The organism is Kribbella sp. NPDC005582 (genome assembly GCF_040605415.1).
Classification (GTDB): Bacteria; Actinomycetota; Actinomycetes; order Propionibacteriales; family Kribbellaceae; genus Kribbella.
In genome coordinates, this window is record NZ_JBEXCU010000001.1 from 249,603 (window position 1) to 267,257 (window position 17,655).

The following is a 17,655-nucleotide window of genomic DNA, read 5'->3' on the forward strand; positions in this document are numbered from 1 at the left end:
TGCACTTAGTGAGTGGTGGAAGTCCGGACCCCCACGCCACCACAATTGCTCACCCCCACCGCGGCCCACGCTCAGCCCGCGTCCGCCCACCCATTTGTGATGGCCTGACGGTCCGCCGAACAGGTCATACCGACTCCGACAGCAGCACGGTCCCCGCGCGGTCGTAGTACGTGATCGTCAGCGCCGCGGTGTCGAAGGTCCACTTCTCCACCCCGGCGGCGGCCAGCCCGCGCGACATCTCGACGTAGGAAGCCTCGCCCGCTTCGGCCAGCCGAAGCTGCTCCAGCGCGGCGTCCCGATCGCTTGTCGTCGCGATCTCGAACACCTCGTGCGCCGGCGCAGTCGCGACCTCGTAGCCGTCAGCACCACGGTGCACCGTGTGCCCGTCGGTCAGATACGAATCACTGGCTACGACACCGACCGAGCGCAGCGCCTCCAAGTAGGCCTTCAGTGTCGACGCACTCCCGAGTCGGTCATGAATCTCGTTGACCTGCTGCAACGTGAACATTCACCAAGTCTCACATCACGACACGCCGTCTGCGCGAACCCCAACGCCGGACCGACCGCACAGTAGGTGGATGCGTAGCTCACGGCGAGGCTTTCTGGGGATGGCTGTAGTGGCGGCGGCAGGGTCGCGAATGCTGACCGCATCGGCCACCACAACCGAGTACACGTCCAACACAGAGCTGTACGCCGACCCCGACCTGACCGAGGGAGAGGACTACGCCAGGCGATTCCGCCGGCATGCCTGGCTCGACAGCAACGTCACCCAGCGGACAGTGATCCTCGCTCCGCACGGCGGCGGCATCGAAACCGGTACGTCGGAGCTCTGCCTAGCGGTCAGCGGTTATCACCCGAAAACCCTGGAGCCGACCGGCCCACTGCACGACTACTGGATGTTCGAGGGCCTGCGCACCTCTGACAACGGGGCGCTACACGTCACGTCAGCGCATTGCGACGACCACATGGCGCGTTCCCTGACGGCCGGTTCGCTCAATGCCATCGGTCTGCACGGCTGCAAGGAGTCCCAGGCCGGACTCCCGGACGGCACTCAGGCGGTGCTCGTCGGCGGCCGCAACAACGCGCTCAAGTCGCGGCTCATCACCAGGCTCACGGCAGCCGGCGTACGGGCGATCAACGCGGCCAACCTCCCGGACCTCAATGGTGACGACCCGGCCAACATCGCGAACCGCACGCTGCTCGGCGCCGGAGCGCAGCTCGAAATCACCACGCCGCTTCGGCTTGCCATGTTCGGGATCAACTCCCGCGCCGAGCGCAAGAACACTCTTCAAGACGTGTTCTGGAGCTTCACCAACGCCACCCGGGCAGCCATCGCGGACATCGAGGCCACCCAGCCGATCACTTGATCGGCAGCTCGAAGAGCAACTCCAGCCCGTCTTCGTCGTCCCACTGGTCGCCCACCTGCGCGAACCCGAACTTCGCCACCGTCGCCAGCGACGCAACGTTGTCCGGGCTGATCGACGCCCGCACCACCCGTACGGCGGGCTCCCGCTCGGCGCGCTCGAGCAGTGCCCCGAGCATCGCCGTCGCATAACCCCGCCGCTGGTACGCCGGATCGACGGTGTACCCGACCTCCACCATGCCGTCCGCATCCGGTGGCCCGTGGAATCCCGTGTACCCGACGACGACATCCTCCGGCTCGGCAACGACAATCCGCGCGATCCAGGCCGCAGCCTCCGGCTCCACCTCAAGCTGCTTGAGCCGGTAGTTCCATAGCCATTTCGCACGATCACCAATGAACAACGGCCCGAGCTCGACCCCGGTCGCCGCTTGAGCTGCCGCCAGATCGTCCGCCAGCAAGGCGGTCATCCCTGCCTGCGGCAGCTCCACCAATCGAATCCGCGGCGAGCTCAAGAGATCAGTTCGCCCTGCGCCTGGATCTCCGCCTCGGGGTCGACCGGCAGAACGATCTTGAACCAGGTGTTGCCCGGCTCCGACTCGACCCGCAGATCGCCGTGGTGCTTCTTGACCACGATCCGCCAGGAGATGTCCAGTCCGAGGCCGGTGCCTTCACCGATCGGCTTGGTGGTGAAGAACGGCTCGAAGATCCGAGTGCGGATGTCGGCGGGGATTCCCGGACCGGTGTCGCCGATCTCGACGACGACGTACTGACCGTCGCGTTTGGTCCGGAGCGTCAGCGTGCCTGACCCGTTCATCGCCTGCACCGCGTTGTCGATGATGTTCGTCCACACCTGGTTCAGCTCCGCAGCGTACGCCGGGATCTGCGGCAGGTCGGGGTCGAACTCCTTGACGATCGTCAGCCCCTCGAACTTGCCCGACATCATCACCAGCGTCGACTTCAGCAGCTCGCGCAGATCAACGATCTGGTACGGCGCTCGGTCGATCTGCGAGTACTGCTTGGCCGCACCGACCAGTGTCGAGATGCGCGTGACCGAGTCGTCGATCTCGTTCATCAGGGACTCAGTATCGATCGTGTACATCAGCCAGCGGACCGCACCTTCGAGGTACTCGTCGCCGACCGCGGCGCGCACGCCCTCCATCCAGTCCGCATCCAGACCGACTGCCGCAAGCACCGGTGCGACGTCCCAGCTGTCACGGACGCCGTGGTCGTCCAGCCAGTCCGAGAGCTCGTCCTCGGCGTCGCTCTGCTCCATCGCGCTCATGTCGCGCGCCTTGGCCACGCGCTCGACCGCGTCCTCCTGGATCGCGACGATCTTGTGCAGCTTGGTCGCGTCGAGCGTCCCGTCGGCAAGCATCGCCAGCTTGTGGCGCATGCCGGCCACGCGCTGCCGCAGCGTCGCCGCTGCCCGCACCGCGGCCGCGGCCGGGTTGTTCAGCTCATGCGTCAGGCCGGCCGACAGCGAGCCGAGGGCCAGCAGCCGCTCGCGCTGGCCGATGGTCTCGTTGCTACGGCGGGTCCCCATCACGAAGCCCTCGATCAGGTGCATCGCCATCGGGAACCACGTGCTGACCATGGTGGCCATCGTCGTGGCATCGATCACGTAGAAGTCCGACGGCTCCAGGACGTACATCGAGGCGTTGTAGGTCTTGCTCTCGTTGTCGCCGAAGAACGCGTTGAACGCACCGGCGTAGACACCGCGCTGGGAACTGCGGTTGGTCTCGACCTCTTCACCCTGCAGCAGCTTGCACATCCGCAGCGAACCGGACAGCAGCATGAAACAGCAGGTCGCCTCCGCGCCCTCCTGGAAGACCTGCCCTTCCTCGACATGGATGACGTAGCCCTCGCGGGCGACCCAGTCGAGCTGGTCGTCGGACAGCGCCTCGAACAGGAACAGCGTGCGCAGCTCGTCGCGGGTCATCCGTCGCAGCTCGGGTGCGCTGTCAGCAGGCGCACTCTCAGGCACAGTCATCAGAGCATCTCCAGGTATCGGTGCACCAAGGTCACGGCCATCGCGCCGTCACCGACAGCCGAGGCGACCCGCTTCACGGACTCGGCCCGCACGTCCCCGGCCGCGAAGACGCCGGGCATGCTCGTCTCCAGGTGGTAGGGGTCGCGCTCGAGCGCCCAGCCCGGTGGCCGGCCGCGCAGGTCCGGACCGGTCAGCACGAAGCCGCGCTCGTCGCGCAGCAGGTCGCCGGGCAGCCAGTCCGTCCGTGGGGCCGCTCCGATGAACACGAACATCCACTCCGTGTCCACCTCGCGGCTCTCACCGGTCGCACTGTTGACCAGCGTCACGCGCTCCAAATGATCCGAACCCTTGCAGGAGACCACCTGCGTGCAGGTGTGCACCTCGATGTTGTCGATGCCGGCGATCTGATCGATCAGGTACGACGACATGGTCGCCTCGAGCGAGGGACCTCTTACCAGCATATGCACGCGCGAAGCGTGTTTCGAGAAATAGACCGCAGCCTGACCGGCGGAGTTCGCTCCGCCGACGATGTAGACCTCCTGGCCGGCGCAGCTCGGCCCCTCGGTGGTGGCCGCGCCGTAGTAGATGCCGCGGCCGCACAGGTCGTCCATGCCGGGCGCATTCAGCTGCCGGTACGAGACACCGGTCGCCAGGATGACGGAGTGTGCGGAGATCTCGCTGCCGTCGGAGAACTTGAGCCGCCGCGCCGAACCGATGGTCTCCAACCCCACCACTTGCCGTGCGGTCAGCAGCTCGGCTCCGAATCGGACTGCCTGTCGCCGCGCCCGGTCTGTCAGCTGCGCGCCCGATACGCCGTCCGGGAAGCCCAGGTAGTTCTCGATACGGCTCGACTGACCAGCCTGACCACCTGTCGCCACCTGCTCGACCAGAACGGTCCGCAGTCCCTCACTGGCGCCGTACACGGCTGCACCTAGCCCTGCTGGGCCGCCGCCGACCACAACCAAGTCATAGAACTCAGCGGCCGGGTTCGTCGCCAGACCGACCTTGTCGGCCAGCTCTGACTCACTAGGTGCCACCAGCACCGATCCGTCCGGCGTGATGACGACCGGCAGGGTCGTACCGTCGAGGCCGGCGGCTTCGAGCAGGCGCTTGCTCTCGTCGTCGTCCACACCGAGCCACTGGTACGGCACTGCGTTCCGGGCGAGGAAGTCACGCGCCGCGAACGAGGGCGCCGACCAGCGGTGACCGATGACGCGAGTCTCGTCGGACGACGCCACCGGAGTCGTCTTCCAGAGCTCCAGCATCGAGTCGACCACCGGGTAGAGCTTCTCCTCCGGCGGGTTCCAGGGCTTGAGCAGGTAGTGGTCGAGATCGACCACGTTGATCGCCTGAATCGCGGCGTCCGTGTCCGCGTACGCCGTCAGCAGGACCCGGCGGGCCAGCGGGTACAGATCCATCGCGGCCTCGAGGAACTCGATCCCGGACATCTGCGGCATGCGGTAGTCGGCGAGCAGGAGGGCCACCTGCTCGCCGCGAAGCTTCAGCTCCTTGAGGGCGTCCAGGGCTTGGGCCGGGGTTTCGGCCCGGACGATGCGGTTCTCCTCGGCATACCGCCGACGGAGGTCACGAGCGATGGACCGGGAAACGCCCGGGTCGTCGTCCACGGTGAGGATCACCGGGCGGGAAGTCGACGCTGTCATGCCTCATTGATACCAGCGAAAACCCACAAAGAGGGATCGATTGTCCACAGGCCCCGGTTCGGTCCGCGGGGGCGGGGCGCGGACCGAACAGCGGGGCCGGGCCTACGGCCCTGTTACGGCAGGGCCGCGAGGTACGGGGCGTGACTGTTCCGGAACTCCCAGTTGTAGTACTTGTCCCAGTTGATCGACCACGTCATCAGCCCGCGGAGCGCCGGTGAGGCGCCGCCCCGCAGCGTGTAGCCACCACAGCTCTGTCCTTTCACCAGACAGTCCAGTGCCTGGTGTACGGCGGCCGGTGCGGTGTAGCCGTTGCCGGCACTGGTCGCGGCGGGCAGTCCGAACGCGATCTGGTCCTCGCGCAGCCCAGGGAAGGTCTGTCCGGTGGTTCCGACCGGGAAGCCGGCCTTCATCATGTCGGTCATCGCGATGTGGAAGTCTGCGCCGCCCATGGTGTGGTACTGGTTGTCCAGCCCCATCACCGGACCGGAGTTGTAGTCCTGGACGTGCAGCACGGTCAGGGCGTCCCGCATCGCGTGGATGACCGGCAGATAGGACCCTCTGCGGTTGTCACCGCCGTTCGTGCCCCCGCCGTAGAACTGGTAGCCGATCTGCACGAAGAACGTCTCCGGAGCCATCGTCAGCACGAACTTCGCGCCGTACTTCGCCTTGAGCGACTTGAGCGCCGAAATCAGGTTCACCACGACCGGAGTGGTCGGATTGCGGAAGTCGGTGTCGTTGGCATCCAGATAGAGCGAGTGCCCCTCGAAGTCGACATCCAGTCCGTCCAGGCCCCAGCGGTCGATGATCGCGCTCACCGAGTTCACGAACGTGTCCCGCGCACCTGCGGTGGTCAGCTGCACCTGTCCGTTCTGTCCGCCGATCGAGAGCAGCACCTTCTTGCCTGCGGCCTGTTTGGCCTTGATAGCGGCCAGGAAGTCCGCATCGCTCTCCACACTCGGGCACTCGCTCACCGGACAGCGGTTGAACCGGATGTCCCCGGATGTCACCGAGGTCGGCTCCCCGAAGGACAGGTTGATGATGTTCCACTCACTCGGTACGTCGGCCATCCGCACGTACCCGGAGCCGTTCGCGAAACTCGCATGCAGGTAGCCGATCAGCGCATGCTTCGGCAGTCCGGTGCTAGTGCAGCCTGTGGTGGTCGCTGACGCACCGCCTGACTTCGCCGACTCTCCAACACTGTTGTATGCGGCAACGGTGTAGGTGTGGCTGGTGCAGGCGCCGAGTCCGCTGACCGTGGCCGTCGTACCGGTGACTGTCTGGACCACCGTCGACCCCTCGTAGACCCGGTAGCCGGTCACGGTGCCGGTCGAGGCGCCCCAACTCAGTCCGATCGCACTGCTCGTCGTACTGGTGACTGACGGCGTACCGGGCACACTCGGTCCACCGGGCTGCGGGTTGCCGCCGGGACCGTCCAGGGCGATGTCATCCGCCTGGTACGCCGGTTGGCCGTACCAGCCATGCACGTAGATCTGAGCGGACGTCTGGCTCGCACCGGTCGTGAACGAGAGGCTCAGTTGGGTGTAGCTCGCGGCCGACGGCGTCCAGGTAGAGGAGCCCCCGGTGACTCCCAGATAGACGTACGAACCACGCACCCACCCCGACAGCGAGTACGTCGTACTCGGGAGCACTGTCACCGTCTGGCTGCACTGGGCGAAGTCGGAACCGGACACCGCACCGTTGAGCGCGAAGCCGCCACTATGCACGGGAGTGCTGACCACCGAGCCGCCCGAACAGCTCCAGCCGCTCAGTGAGCCGCTCTCGAACCCCGGATTGGTCAAGATGTTCGCCGCCTGCGCAACCTGGGTCCCGCCGACGAGCACAAGCAGCAGTCCGACGACGACTGCCAACAGTCGTGAACGCATGGTGAACCTCCCAGATGGGCGGAGGGGACGGATTTAGTAGAGAGGCTTAATAACTCCGGGGTCAATGGACCGGCGCTGTCGGATTGCCGTCCCTGTCCGATCACCGCCAGGGCTACGGTGTGCGCATGAGTCAGATCGACTGGGGACAGGGCACATACGAGTCGACCGCGAAAGACCTGGCGCCTGCTGCGCGTGAGCTCGTCGCTGCGGCACAGCTCCAACCGGGTGAGCGTGTGGTCGACGTCGGCGCTGGGACGGGGAACGCCGCCCTGCTGGCCGCCGACCTTGGCGCGCAGGTCACCGCGGTGGAGCCGGCTGCGCGGTTGCGGGAAGTGATCCAGGCGGCCGCGGGCGACCGCGACATCACCGCAGTGGACGGCACTGCGGCAGCGATCCCGCTCCCCGACGCCTCGGCCGACGTCCTGCTGTCGAACTTCGCCGTGATCTTCGCACCCGACCCACAGGCAGCCGCGGCGGAGTTCGCCCGGGTCGCCACCCCGGCGGGCCGGGTGCTGCTGACCAGTTGGCTGCCAGGTGGCGTCGACGAGGTCGTCGGCATCCTTGCGCGGACCATGCGCGAGATCACCGGCTCCGGCGAGGCCATGGAAGGACGGATCGACTGGCACGACCCCAAGGCCCTGTCGGAGCTGTTCGGCCCGTTCGGCTTCGAGGTCTCCTCCACAGTGCACGACCTGACCTTCCGCGCTGCCTCGGCCGAGGAGTACTGGACGACGCGGATCGCCCAGCACCCGCTCGGTGTTGCGACGTTCCCACTACTGGAGAAAGCAGGCCGGCTGGACGAGGTGCGTGCCCTCGCCCTGGAGAAGATCGCCACGAAGTGGACCCGGCCCGACGGCGCGGTCGAACTGCCGGCCCGCTACCTGCTGGCCGTGGCGACCCGTCGAGGCACTACGGCCCGCAGCTGAGGCAGGGCCAGAGCTGGCCGCAGCGGGCGCAAAGACCGTCGAGGCCGGGTGCCGGCAGCCACACCACCGGTGGTGACTGATCGGCTGGTCGGGTCGATGGCTGCGGGCTGGGCGCTTGCTGGAGCATCGGGGTGGTCGGGTCGGCGGACCAGTGCAGGAGAGTCCGACCGTCGGTGGCGTGCACGGCGAGGAGCGCTTCGACGCGGTCCCACGTGGAGGTGCTGGGCCAGGGGCCACGCCAGCGCAGCGCAACGGAGCCGTCGGACCACTCGACGCCCTCGGCCAGCGTGCCGGTCCCCCGCAGCCCGGACGCGTCGGCGTGCCGCACCAGCCGAAAGAGCCGAGCCTGCCGCCGCATCGTGTTCATGCCGGAAAGCCTTGCCCACCTGCGACCTGCCCCACCAGGTGTGAGCAGTGGGCTCCCCGAACAGCCCACACCTCACCAAACAGCCCACACCACAAGAGAAATCGACCCCCGGCCCAGCACCACCGGTTTTGTCGGAGGGGCCTTGTAGGTTCTTCGACACGCACCGCAACCACCAGGCGGACCAGTGAGCGGACCGGAGGGCCCGCAGCACGAACGGGGGCGATCCTGTGACCCAAACGCAGACCCAACCTCAAACAGACTCCGGAGTGGCGTTCGGCGCCCAGTTGAGACAGTGCCGGCAGGCGGCCGGCCTGAGCCTGCGCCAACTCGCCGGCCGCGTCGGGTACGACCACAGCTACCTGTCCCAGGTGGAGCGCGGCCAACGCCCGGGATCGGCGGACCTGGCGCGCCTCTGTGACGGCGAGCTCGGCACCGGCGACCGGCTGGTCGAGACCTATCGCCGGACCTCCACCAAGGCGCGCACCGGCACACCCGCGATGCGGACGCACTCCCTGGAGACCGCCTGGCAGCAACTCACGACGGCCCTCCCGGACTCGGTCCTGCTTCCGCAGTGGCCGGACCAGCTCGACGAGCTCCGGCGTCTCCCCGCGGCGCGACGCCTGCCGGAGCTGGTCAGTCGGCTGAGTACCCTGCAGACCGATCGCCAGGCAGGGCACGACGCCCGGCAAGCGGAGCTCAGTGTCTGGGTCGCCGAGACTCTCACCGCCTGCGGACGGGTCGGCGAGGCCAGGCGATGGTGGTGGGCAGCACGCCAACTGGCGGACGGCTGTGGCGACACAGGGCTGAGCAGCCTCGTCCGCAGCCGCGAGGCGACCAGCGGGCTCTCCGAGGGACGCGCGCTGTCGGAGCTTCTGCCGCTGGCGGATGAAGCCCTGGCTCTCGCGCTGCAAGAACCACTCCACCCGGATCACCTGCTCGGCGCACGGGCAGTGCGGGCACGCATCCTCGCCGGGCTCGGTCGAGTGGTCGAAGCGCACGAGCAGCTGCCGGAGGTGCTCAGCTACGCCAACGAGTTGCCCTCGGCAAGCACCGGCGCCGGGCAAACGCCGTACGAGGTGCATGCGGTGGAGGGCAGCGTCTGCGCGAGCCTCGGCTACTGGACTGCGGGCTGTCTGATGTTCGCGCGTGCACTGGAGCTCTGTCCTAGCGAGAGGCTCGAGGAGCGTGCACTGCTGGAGTTGGGGATGGCCGAGTGTTTCGCCGGCGGTGGCCAAGGCCCAGCGGCACTCGCACTGGCACTGCGGGTTCTGATCGAGCTGCCGGACGAGTGGCACACGACGTACGTGTACGGCGTTGCCGAGCGCGTGCTGGCCGTGGTCCGGTCGCGCGAGCCGAGGCTGCCTGGACTGCACGATCTCGATCGTCTGCTGGCCGCAGAGGCGTGGGGTGGCCGCACTGTGGGCAGCGAGTCGTCCTCAGGCCTCGGTCGGGAGTAGCGTGCCGAGGGTGACTGCAGAAATGACGGCGAGTGATGTGTGGGACTTTGCAGTGGAGCTGCGGAGTGATCCGGCCAGTGCCGAGGAGCGGGAGGCCATTCTGGCCAAACCGACCTTCGGTCTGACGTTCACCGACCACATGGTCGTGGCGAACTGGACGGTCGACCGTGGATGGCACGACCAGAAGGTGACCGCGTATGCGCCGCTGCGCGTGAGCCCGGCCGCCGCCGTACTGCACTATTCGCAGGAGATCTTCGAAGGCCTGAAGGCGTACCGGCATGCTGACGGATCAGTGTGGGCGTTTCGGCCGGACCGCAACGCCGCCCGGTTCACTGCGAGCGCGCAGCGGCTCGCACTGCCGCAGGTGCCCGAGGACGCGTTTGTGGCAGCACTTCGGGCATTGGTGACGGTGGACGAAGTGTGGGTGCCGTCGGCGACCGACGGTGAGACCAGCCTCTACCTGCGGCCGTACATGATCGCCACCGAGGCCGCACTGAGTGTGCGGCCTGCCCACGAGGTGCTGTTCGGCGTCATCGCGTCACCGGCCGGTCCGTACTTCGACACCGGCCCCCGGCCCGTCTCGATCTGGCTGACCACCTCCACCGTCCGGGCGACGCCCGGCGGCACCGGCGCGGCCAAGTGCGGCAGCAACTATGCCGCCAGCCTCGTCGGCCTGGCCGAGGCGACCGCGAACGGCTGCGAGCAGGTCGCGTTCGTCGAGGCGATCGAGCACAAGTGGCTCGAGGAGATCGGCAGCATGAACATGTTCTTCGTGTACGCCGACGGCCGGATCGCCACTCCGGAGCTGTCCGGCTCGATCCTGGCCGGCATCACCCGCGAGTCGGTGCTCGACCTGGCCGCTGACCTCGGCCACGAGGTCGAAGAGCGCCGAATCTCCGCCGATGAGTGGAAGGACGGCGTCCGGTCCGGCGAGATCACCGAGGTCTTCGCCTCCGGCACCGCCGCGGTGATCACTCCGATCGGCCGTCTGGCGTGGCCCGACGGCGACCTGACGATCAGCGAGGAGACCGGCCCGGTCACCGCCAAGATCCGCGCTGCGCTGCTGGACGTGCAGTACGGACGGGTGCCCGACACGCGCGGTTGGCTGACGCGACTGGCGTAGTACGTGCCGTTTGTCGGTTGTGGCGGTTAGGTTGAACGCATGGCCAAGGAGAAGTCTCCGGCGATCGAGCTGGAGGTCGGCGAGCGGACGGTCCGGGTCTCGAACCCGGACCGGGTGTACTTCCCTGCCCGCGGCGAGACGAAGCTGGACCTGGTCAAGTACTACCTGTCCGTCGGCGACGGCATCGTCCGGGCGCTGCGGGAGCGGCCGTGCATGATGCACCGGTTCCCATCGGGTGTCTCCGGGGAGAAGGTGCATCAGAAGCGGCTGCCGCACGGTGCACCGCCGTGGATGGAGACCGTGCAGGTCAAGTTCCCGCGGTACAACCGCACCGCCGACGAGCTGTGCGTCACCGAGATCGCGCACGTAGCCTGGGCCGTGCAGATGTCGACTGTGGAGTTCCACCCGTGGAACTCGCGGCGAGCCGACACCGAGAAGCCGGACGAGTGGCGGATCGACCTCGACCCGATGCCGGACTGCCCGTTCGACCGCGTCCGCAGCGTCGCCCACGTCGTCCACGAGGTCCTGGACGAGCTGAACATCGTGGGCTACCCGAAGACCTCCGGCGGCTCCGGAATCCATGTGTATGTGCGGGTCGAGCCGGAGTACGGGTTCTCCGACGTACGGCGTGCCGCGCTCGCGTTCGCGCGTGAAGTCGAGCGACGCGTGCCGGACGACGTGACGACCACTTGGTGGCGGAAAGACCGCGATCCCAAGAAGCTCTTCGTCGATTACAACCAGAACGCTCGCGACCACACGATCGCCAGCGCGTACTCAGTCCGCGGCAACCCCGAAGGTACGGTCTCGACCCCGATCACCTGGGACGAGATCGACACCGTCGACCCCAAAGCCTTCACCATCGCGACGGTCCCTGACCGCTTCGCCGACCTGGGCGACCTGCACGCCACCATCGACGACAAGTCGCACTCGCTCGCGCCACTGATGGAGTGGGCAGAGCGCGACGAACGCGAAGGCGCGGAAGAGCCACCTCCGCCCGAGGAGTAGCCGGCTGAGCGGATCGCCCCCACTCACCAACCTCCGCAACTGGCCACCTCGCCGGCGTGTGCACGCGGGAGCCTCGCGCCGTACGAGCAGTTGGTGAGTGTCAGCGGTCCGCCGACCCCGCCAGTCCGTGGTGCAGGAGGTCGGTCAAGAGGTCGATGGCGACCTCGGAGTCGATGGTTTGGCCGTTGGCGGGGTTGACGACCAGCCAGGTGTAGGCGAAGCCCTCCGTGAGTGCGTTGATGGCGGTGATCACCGCGGCGGGGTCGGCCGGCGGGTTGGGGAGCCGGTCGAGGTGCCCGACCATGTGGGCATCGTCGTCGGCCATGATCGTTTGCAGGCGGCGGCCTAGCTCCGGGTCGAGCATCGAGGCCTGCTTGACCGCGATCATCTCCGGCAGGTGGTCCTGGTAGAACTGCCAGAACATCGCGACGTGCCAGCGGATCGCCGACCGTTTGCTGAAGTCGTCATCGTGCCCGGAGATGTCCAGCACTCGCTGGTCCGCGGCCGCGAGCATGTCCTTCAGCAGTGCCTCGAGGAGCTCTTCCTTACCGGCGAAGTGGTTGTAGAACGATCCCGTCGCGCGACCGGCGGCCGCGGTGATGTCGGTGATCTTCGTATTCAGGTATCCGCGCGCGGCGAACACCTCCCGCGCGGCCTGCTTCAGCGCGGCCTCGGTCCCTGCCGCCCGTTCCCGGCGGCTCGCGGTCTCCGTCACGCCCACCTCCTCGACTCCCTTGACACCGAACCCTAGCCAGGTTCATAGTGAATACAGATTCAGTGAATCATGATTCAGTCAAGGAGACCAGCATGACCGTACTCATCGCAGGCGCCGGCCCGACCGGCCTGACCCTGGCGGTCGACCTCGCCCGCCGCGGCCTCGCGGTCCGCATCGTCGACAAGGCGACTGAGTTCTTCGAGGGCTCCCGCGGCGACGGCCTGCAGCCGCGCACGCTGGAGGTGTTCGACGACCTCGGCGTCGTCGACGAGGTCATCCGCCAAGGCATCGACGGGTCGACGGTTCACATCCATCTCGACGGTGTTGAGGTCGACCAGCGCCAGATGCGCGAACTCGTGGATCCCACACCGGACATCCCGTACCCGAACGGCCGCATGCTCCCGCAGTCGCGCACCGAAGAGATCCTGCGCACCAAGCTCGCCGAGTACGGCGTCCAGGTCGAACTGAACACGGCCATCGTCGGGTTCACGCAGGACGCGACCGGAGTCGTCGCCGAACTGTCGACCGGGGAGACCGTTCAGGCGACGTACCTGGTGGGTGCTGACGGAGGCGCCAGCCTCGTCCGCAAGCAGCTCGGAATCGCCTTCGAAGGTACGACGGACGACTCGATCAAGGTGCTGATCGGCGACGTGGCGGCGGACGGGCTCGACCACGACAAGTCGTACTGGTTCGCCAAGAAGGAGAACCCGATGGAGGGCATCGTGCTGATGCCGTTGGCGGGTGGCGACCAGTTCCAGCTCGCTTCACCGATCGTCGAGGAGCACCGCGAGCCGACCCTCGAAGTCCTGCAGGACCTGATGGACACGTACGCCGGCCCCGGTTTCGCCAAGCTGCACGACCTGACTTGGGTCACCGTCTGGCGCCCGAACGTGCGGCTCGCCGAGCGGTTCCGCGTCGGCCGCGTCTTCATCGCCGGCGACGCCGCGCACGTGCACCCGCCGACCGGCGGCCAGGGCCTGAACACCGGCGTCCAGGACGCCTACAACCTCGGCTGGAAACTCGCCGACGGCCGCGAAGAGATCCTCGCGACGTACGAGACCGAACGCCGGACGAACGCGGCCCGCGTCCTCGGCATCAGCGAGGACCTGATGCAGAAGCACATCGACGGTGACGAGTCGGCCCTGGAGCGCGGCGAGAACACCAAGCAACTGGACGTCTCCTACCGCGACCTGAGCGACACAAGCGCGCTCACCTCCGGCGACCGCGCTCCCGACGCCACGTTGGTAGATGCCGCTGGCAACCACCTACGCCTGTTCGATCTCTTCCGCGGCCCCCACGAAACCCTCATCCGCTTCTCCCCCACCACGCCGGCAACCCACCCGCACACCGTCGACCTGGTCCGCACGGATCCCATCGGCACCGCCTACGCCTCCACGAGTGCCTTCGACAGCTACCACGCTGCAGACGGCGCCGAGATCCTCATCCGCCCCGACGGCTACCTGGCATGACGGACCGCCACGCCATCACATTTGCTCCAGCGCGACCTCTCCCCACGGCGACGCGCGGCGGCACCGCAATTGTGATGGGCTGGCGATCCGCACTCAGCGCGTGTACGCGATCTGCTCCTGGATGGTGAACTGGAGACCGTCGGCCGCGGCGAGGTAGACGTCCTGGTCGACCAGGTTGCCGTCGAGGCGCATCAGCCCGCGTGGGCTGTCGTAGAAGTGCCCGCTCGGCAGCGCGGCGACCGAACCGATGTCGATCGAGCCGGCCACCTCGCCGAGGCGGGCCAGGAAGCGAATGGCCTCGTAACAGGACTCACCGACAGCGTTCAGCGCGGGAGCGTAGGCGCCGAAGCGGGCGTAGTAGGTCCGGGCGAACTCGCCGCTCTCCACGGTGTGCGTCCCGTCGAAGTACGCCGCCGCCGCGAACAATCCGTCATTAGCCCCGGCGCCGGCGCCGAGGAGCGTGTTCTCCTCGATCGCCGGGCTGAGCCGGAGCAACCGCTCGCTCAATCCCGCCCGGGCGAACTGACGGTTGAAGTGCACCGCATCCTGCCCCATCAGCAGCATGATCACCCCGTCGGCCGGCGTCGTCCGCAACTCATCCAGTACGCCGCGGAAGTCCGACGTACCGAGTGGGACGTACGCCGAGTGGACGATCTCAGAACCCTTGTCCCGCAAGGCTTCTCGGGCAACCGAACCGGTCACTCGCGGATAGACATAATCGTTGCCCACGACAACCCATCGCCGCGCCCCATGGTGCTCGCGCAACCAGGCCGCGGCCGGCAGCAACTGGTTCACCGGCCGCTCCCCCAGCAGGAAGACACCCGGGGTCTCGTCACCGCCTTCGTGCATCGCCGCAAAGGCATAGACGACCCGCCCACCGATCCGCCGCGCGATAGCGACCCGGACCGCAGAGATGTGCCAGCCCGCAACCGCGTCGATCCGGCCCGTGTCCACGAGCCGCCCGACCTCCTCCGCGACCACCTCGGCGGGGCGACCGGCATCGACGTACACGAGCTCGATCTGTCGCCCGGCGATCCCGTTGCGGGCATTCAGTTGCTCGACGGCGAGCTGACCGCAGGCGAGGCAGGAGGGTCCGTAGAGACCGGTCGGTCCTTGCTGCGGAACGACGAAAGCGATCGAGACCACGTCAGTACGGCGCACTGTCACCTCCCGCGCTCAGTGTGACCGAATCGGAGGCGGAACTTCGAGCGAAGAGCTATATTTCCCACCACGTAGACAGAGGGGGTGCCGTGCCGACCAGCTTGTTGCTCCAGCTCAAGCGCGCCGAGCGCCGGATCGAGCTCGGTCTGCAGGAGCTGCTGGTCGAGTTCGAGCTCACGATCGAGCAGTGGCGGATCATGGCCGCGCTGCACGAGGAGCCGGGCCAACCGATGTCGGTACTCGCGGAGTCCGCCGTACTGCCGGCGGCGAGTCTGACGCGGCACGTGGACAAGCTGGTCGAGCGCGGTCTGGTCCTGCGCCGGATCCATGCGACCGACAAGCGTCGTATCGTCGCCGCGCTGTCGCCGGTCGGATCCACGGTCGCGACGCGCGTGAGCGCCGTACAGCGGGAGCTCGAGGCCGAGCTCGCGGATTACTTCCAGATGGAAATACACGAACGTAGCGGATCGGCAACACTGCGGTAACACGCGCTTCCTAGGTTCCTTCCATTCGGGTGCATCGCCCGCCGGCAGCGTCGCCGGCCCGCCGGAGCACCACTCGCCCGAAGGTGCCGCCAGGAGTTCCGCCATGTCTGTTGAACCCTCGCTCGACCATCGCACCACTCCGCCAGCAACTCAGTCCGCGGCCACCCGCGAGACCCTCGAGGACTACACGCTGCGCTTCGCCCCGCGCAGCTACCGCCGCTGGTCGACCGGCGTCGTCGCCGTCTCCGCACTCGGCGGCATCGCCTATCTCGCCGACTTCGCCATCGGCGCGAACATCGGTATCTCGTACGGAACCACCAACGCCCTCTGGGGAATCGGCATCTTCGCGGTGGTGATCTTCGCGACCGGACTGCCGCTCGCGTACTACGCCGCCCGCTACAACATCGACCTCGACCTGATCACCCGCGGCAGCGGTTTCGGGTACTACGGGTCGGTCGTGACGAACGTGATCTTCGCGTCGTTCACCTTCATCTTCTTCGCGCTCGAAGGCTCGATCATGGCGCAAGGGCTGGAGCTCGGGCTCGGTGTGCCGCTATGGCTCGGGTACGCCGTGTCGACGCTGGTGATCTTCCCGCTGGTGATCTACGGGATGAAGGTGCTGTCCACGCTGCAGGTCTGGACGACGCCGCTGTGGCTGATCCTGATGGTGCTGCCGTTCGTGTACCTGGTTGTTTCGCACCCGGACTCGGTCTCGACGTTCCTCGACTACGGACCGGACGCGAACTTCGGTTCGATGCTGCTCGCGGCGGGTGTCTGTCTGTCGCTGATCGCGCAGATCGCCGAGCAGATCGACTACCTCCGGTTCATGCCGCCGAAGACGCCGGAGAACTCGCGACGTTGGTGGACCGCCATGCTGCTCGCCGGTCCGGGCTGGGTGATCTTCGGTGCGCTGAAGCAGGTCATCGGGCTGTTCCTGGCGGTCTATGTCATCGCGCAGGTCGATGGCGGGGCGGCGATCGCGAATCAGCCGGTGCATCAGTTCCTCGAGATCTACCGCGGGTTCCTGCCTGGGTGGCTCGCGATGACGCTGGCCGTCGTACTGGTGGTGATCAGTCAGGTGAAGATCAATGTGACGAACGCCTACTCCGGTTCGCTCGCTTGGACCAACTCGTACACGCGGCTGACTCGGCATTATCCGGGGCGGCTGGTGTTCCTGGCCGTGAACCTGCTGATCGCGCTGGTGCTGATGGAGGCGAACATGTTCGACTTCCTCAACACGATCCTCGGGTTCTACGCGAACTGCGGCATGGCGTGGATCGTGGTCGTTGCCTCTGACATCGTCTTCAACAAGTACCTGCTGAAGCTGTCGCCGCTGCATCCCGAGTTCCGCCGCGGCATGCTGTACGCCGTCAATCCGGTCGGCTTCGTGTCGATGGGAGTCGCCGCCGGGGTCTCGATCCTGGTGTTCTTCGGTGGACTCGGCGACGGGATCAAGCCGTACTCGCCGCTCGTCGCGATCGGTCTCGCGCTCGTGCTGCCGCCGGTGCTCGCGGTGGCGACCCGCGGGAAGTACTACCTGCGGCGTACCGACGACGGGCTCGACCTGCCCATGTACGACGAGCACGGCAACCCGTCGGGCGACGTACTGACGTGTCATGTCTGTCGTCAGGACTACGAACGACCCGACATGACCGCGTGCCAGACGCATGACGCGGCCGTCTGCTCGCTGTGCCTGAGCACCGACAAGGTCGCCGACCACGTCCTCCCGGCGGCCCGGTGAACTTCACCCCCTCGGACGTCGAGAAGCTCCTGCTCTCCGTGGCCGGCATGGTCGCCCGCGACCGGCTGGCCCGGGGAGTGCTCCTCAACCACCCCGAGGCCGTCGCCCTGCTGAGCACCTGGGTCATCGAACGCGCCCGCGAAGGCGCCACCGTCGCCGATCTCATGCACACCGGTCGCGAGGTCCTCACCCGCGACCAGGTCATGCCCGGGGTGGCCGAGCTCCTCCACGACGTGCAGATCGAGGCGACGTTCCCCGACGGCCGCAAGCTCGTGACTATCCACAACCCGATCATTTAAGGCGGCCCCG

17 protein-coding genes are annotated in these 17,655 nt (G+C 67.3%); 9 read left to right on the plus strand and 8 right to left on the minus strand.

What is annotated here, in order from left to right; all coding sequences use genetic code 11:
• Positions 1 to 124: 124 nt before the first annotated feature.
• Positions 125 to 508: a DUF1398 family protein gene (locus ABZS29_RS01185; RefSeq protein WP_355457384.1), complete on the minus strand. Its 384-nt coding sequence runs from the start codon at positions 506 to 508 to the stop codon at positions 125 to 127.
• A gap of 70 nt (positions 509 to 578) precedes the next feature.
• Here ABZS29_RS01185 and ABZS29_RS01190 point away from each other — a divergent pair, with 70 nt between their 5' ends.
• Positions 579 to 1,367 carry a poly-gamma-glutamate hydrolase family protein gene (locus ABZS29_RS01190; RefSeq protein ID WP_355457386.1) on the plus strand — a complete coding sequence of 263 codons (789 nt, stop codon included), beginning with the start codon at positions 579 to 581 and terminating at the stop codon, positions 1,365 to 1,367.
• Here ABZS29_RS01190 and ABZS29_RS01195 read toward each other — a convergent pair.
• From ABZS29_RS01195 to ABZS29_RS01210, 4 genes are all read right to left on the minus strand, one after another.
• Positions 1,360 to 1,851 (minus strand): GNAT family N-acetyltransferase, encoded by a 492-nt coding sequence (locus ABZS29_RS01195; protein ID WP_355457387.1) that lies wholly within the window; start codon positions 1,849 to 1,851, stop codon positions 1,360 to 1,362. The genes ABZS29_RS01190 and ABZS29_RS01195 overlap by 8 nt on opposite strands.
• A gap of 20 nt (positions 1,852 to 1,871) precedes the next feature.
• Complete coding sequence (locus tag ABZS29_RS01200; protein ID WP_355457389.1) at positions 1,872 to 3,353, minus strand: ATP-binding protein; 1,482 nt, start codon at positions 3,351 to 3,353, stop codon at positions 1,872 to 1,874.
• Positions 3,353 to 5,014 carry an FAD-dependent oxidoreductase gene (locus tag ABZS29_RS01205; RefSeq protein ID WP_355457391.1) on the minus strand — a complete coding sequence of 554 codons (1,662 nt, stop codon included), beginning with the start codon at positions 5,012 to 5,014 and terminating at the stop codon, positions 3,353 to 3,355. The genes ABZS29_RS01200 and ABZS29_RS01205 overlap by 1 nt, the downstream gene beginning before the upstream one ends.
• 113 nt (positions 5,015 to 5,127) lie before the next feature.
• Positions 5,128 to 6,897, minus strand: a complete 1,770-nt coding sequence (locus ABZS29_RS01210; protein WP_355457393.1) for a glycosyl hydrolase family 18 protein — start codon at positions 6,895 to 6,897, stop codon at positions 5,128 to 5,130.
• A 125-nt stretch (positions 6,898 to 7,022) separates the two neighbouring features.
• Between ABZS29_RS01210 and ABZS29_RS01215 the strand changes: the two genes are divergently transcribed.
• Complete coding sequence (locus ABZS29_RS01215; protein ID WP_355457395.1) at positions 7,023 to 7,823, plus strand: methyltransferase domain-containing protein; 801 nt, start codon at positions 7,023 to 7,025, stop codon at positions 7,821 to 7,823.
• Here ABZS29_RS01215 and ABZS29_RS01220 read toward each other — a convergent pair.
• Complete coding sequence (locus tag ABZS29_RS01220; protein WP_355457396.1) at positions 7,807 to 8,190, minus strand: hypothetical protein; 384 nt, start codon at positions 8,188 to 8,190, stop codon at positions 7,807 to 7,809. The genes ABZS29_RS01215 and ABZS29_RS01220 overlap by 17 nt on opposite strands.
• A 266-nt stretch (positions 8,191 to 8,456) precedes the next feature.
• On the opposite strand from ABZS29_RS01220, the gene ABZS29_RS01225 reads away from it, so the two are divergent.
• From ABZS29_RS01225 to ligD, 3 genes are read left to right on the plus strand one after another with little or no spacing between them, the layout of a single operon-like run.
• Positions 8,457 to 9,647, plus strand: a complete 1,191-nt coding sequence (locus tag ABZS29_RS01225) for a helix-turn-helix transcriptional regulator (protein ID WP_355457398.1) — start codon at positions 8,457 to 8,459, stop codon at positions 9,645 to 9,647.
• 10 nt (positions 9,648 to 9,657) lie between these two features.
• A complete protein-coding gene (locus ABZS29_RS01230; protein WP_355457399.1) occupies positions 9,658 to 10,770 on the plus strand; it encodes a branched-chain amino acid aminotransferase in 1,113 nt (370 codons plus the stop codon).
• A gap of 39 nt (positions 10,771 to 10,809) precedes the next feature.
• Positions 10,810 to 11,775, plus strand: a complete 966-nt coding sequence (ligD, locus tag ABZS29_RS01235; protein WP_355457401.1) for a non-homologous end-joining DNA ligase — start codon at positions 10,810 to 10,812, stop codon at positions 11,773 to 11,775.
• 100 nt (positions 11,776 to 11,875) lie between these two features.
• Here ligD and ABZS29_RS01240 read toward each other — a convergent pair whose 3' ends face one another.
• On the minus strand, positions 11,876 to 12,490 hold the full coding sequence (locus ABZS29_RS01240; RefSeq protein WP_355457403.1) for a TetR/AcrR family transcriptional regulator: 615 nt from the start codon (positions 12,488 to 12,490) through the stop codon (positions 11,876 to 11,878).
• A gap of 92 nt (positions 12,491 to 12,582) precedes the next feature.
• Here ABZS29_RS01240 and ABZS29_RS01245 point away from each other — a divergent pair, with 92 nt between their 5' ends.
• Positions 12,583 to 13,959 carry an FAD-dependent monooxygenase gene (locus ABZS29_RS01245; protein ID WP_355457405.1) on the plus strand — a complete coding sequence of 459 codons (1,377 nt, stop codon included), beginning with the start codon at positions 12,583 to 12,585 and terminating at the stop codon, positions 13,957 to 13,959.
• Between the two features lie 93 nt (positions 13,960 to 14,052).
• Here ABZS29_RS01245 and ABZS29_RS01250 read toward each other — a convergent pair whose 3' ends face one another.
• Entirely contained in the window at positions 14,053 to 15,120 is a 1,068-nt protein-coding gene (locus ABZS29_RS01250) for a substrate-binding domain-containing protein (RefSeq protein ID WP_355457407.1), read from the minus strand.
• 89 nt (positions 15,121 to 15,209) lie between these two features.
• Between ABZS29_RS01250 and ABZS29_RS01255 the strand changes: the two genes are divergently transcribed.
• The 3 genes from ABZS29_RS01255 to ABZS29_RS01265 all read left to right on the plus strand — a co-directional run bounded on the left by ABZS29_RS01255 (position 15,210) and on the right by ABZS29_RS01265 (position 17,645).
• Positions 15,210 to 15,605, plus strand: coding sequence for a MarR family transcriptional regulator (locus ABZS29_RS01255; protein WP_355457409.1), 396 nt, complete (start codon positions 15,210 to 15,212; stop codon positions 15,603 to 15,605).
• A 103-nt stretch (positions 15,606 to 15,708) separates the two neighbouring features.
• The gene (locus tag ABZS29_RS01260) at positions 15,709 to 17,346 is read left to right on the plus strand and encodes a hypothetical protein (RefSeq protein ID WP_355457411.1); all 1,638 of its coding nucleotides are present in this window, start codon (positions 15,709 to 15,711) and stop codon (positions 17,344 to 17,346) included.
• Positions 17,343 to 17,645 carry an urease subunit gamma gene (locus tag ABZS29_RS01265; protein ID WP_355457413.1) on the plus strand — a complete coding sequence of 101 codons (303 nt, stop codon included), beginning with the start codon at positions 17,343 to 17,345 and terminating at the stop codon, positions 17,643 to 17,645. Before ABZS29_RS01260 ends, ABZS29_RS01265 begins: the two co-directional genes overlap by 4 nt.
• Positions 17,646 to 17,655: the final 10 nt, after the last annotated feature.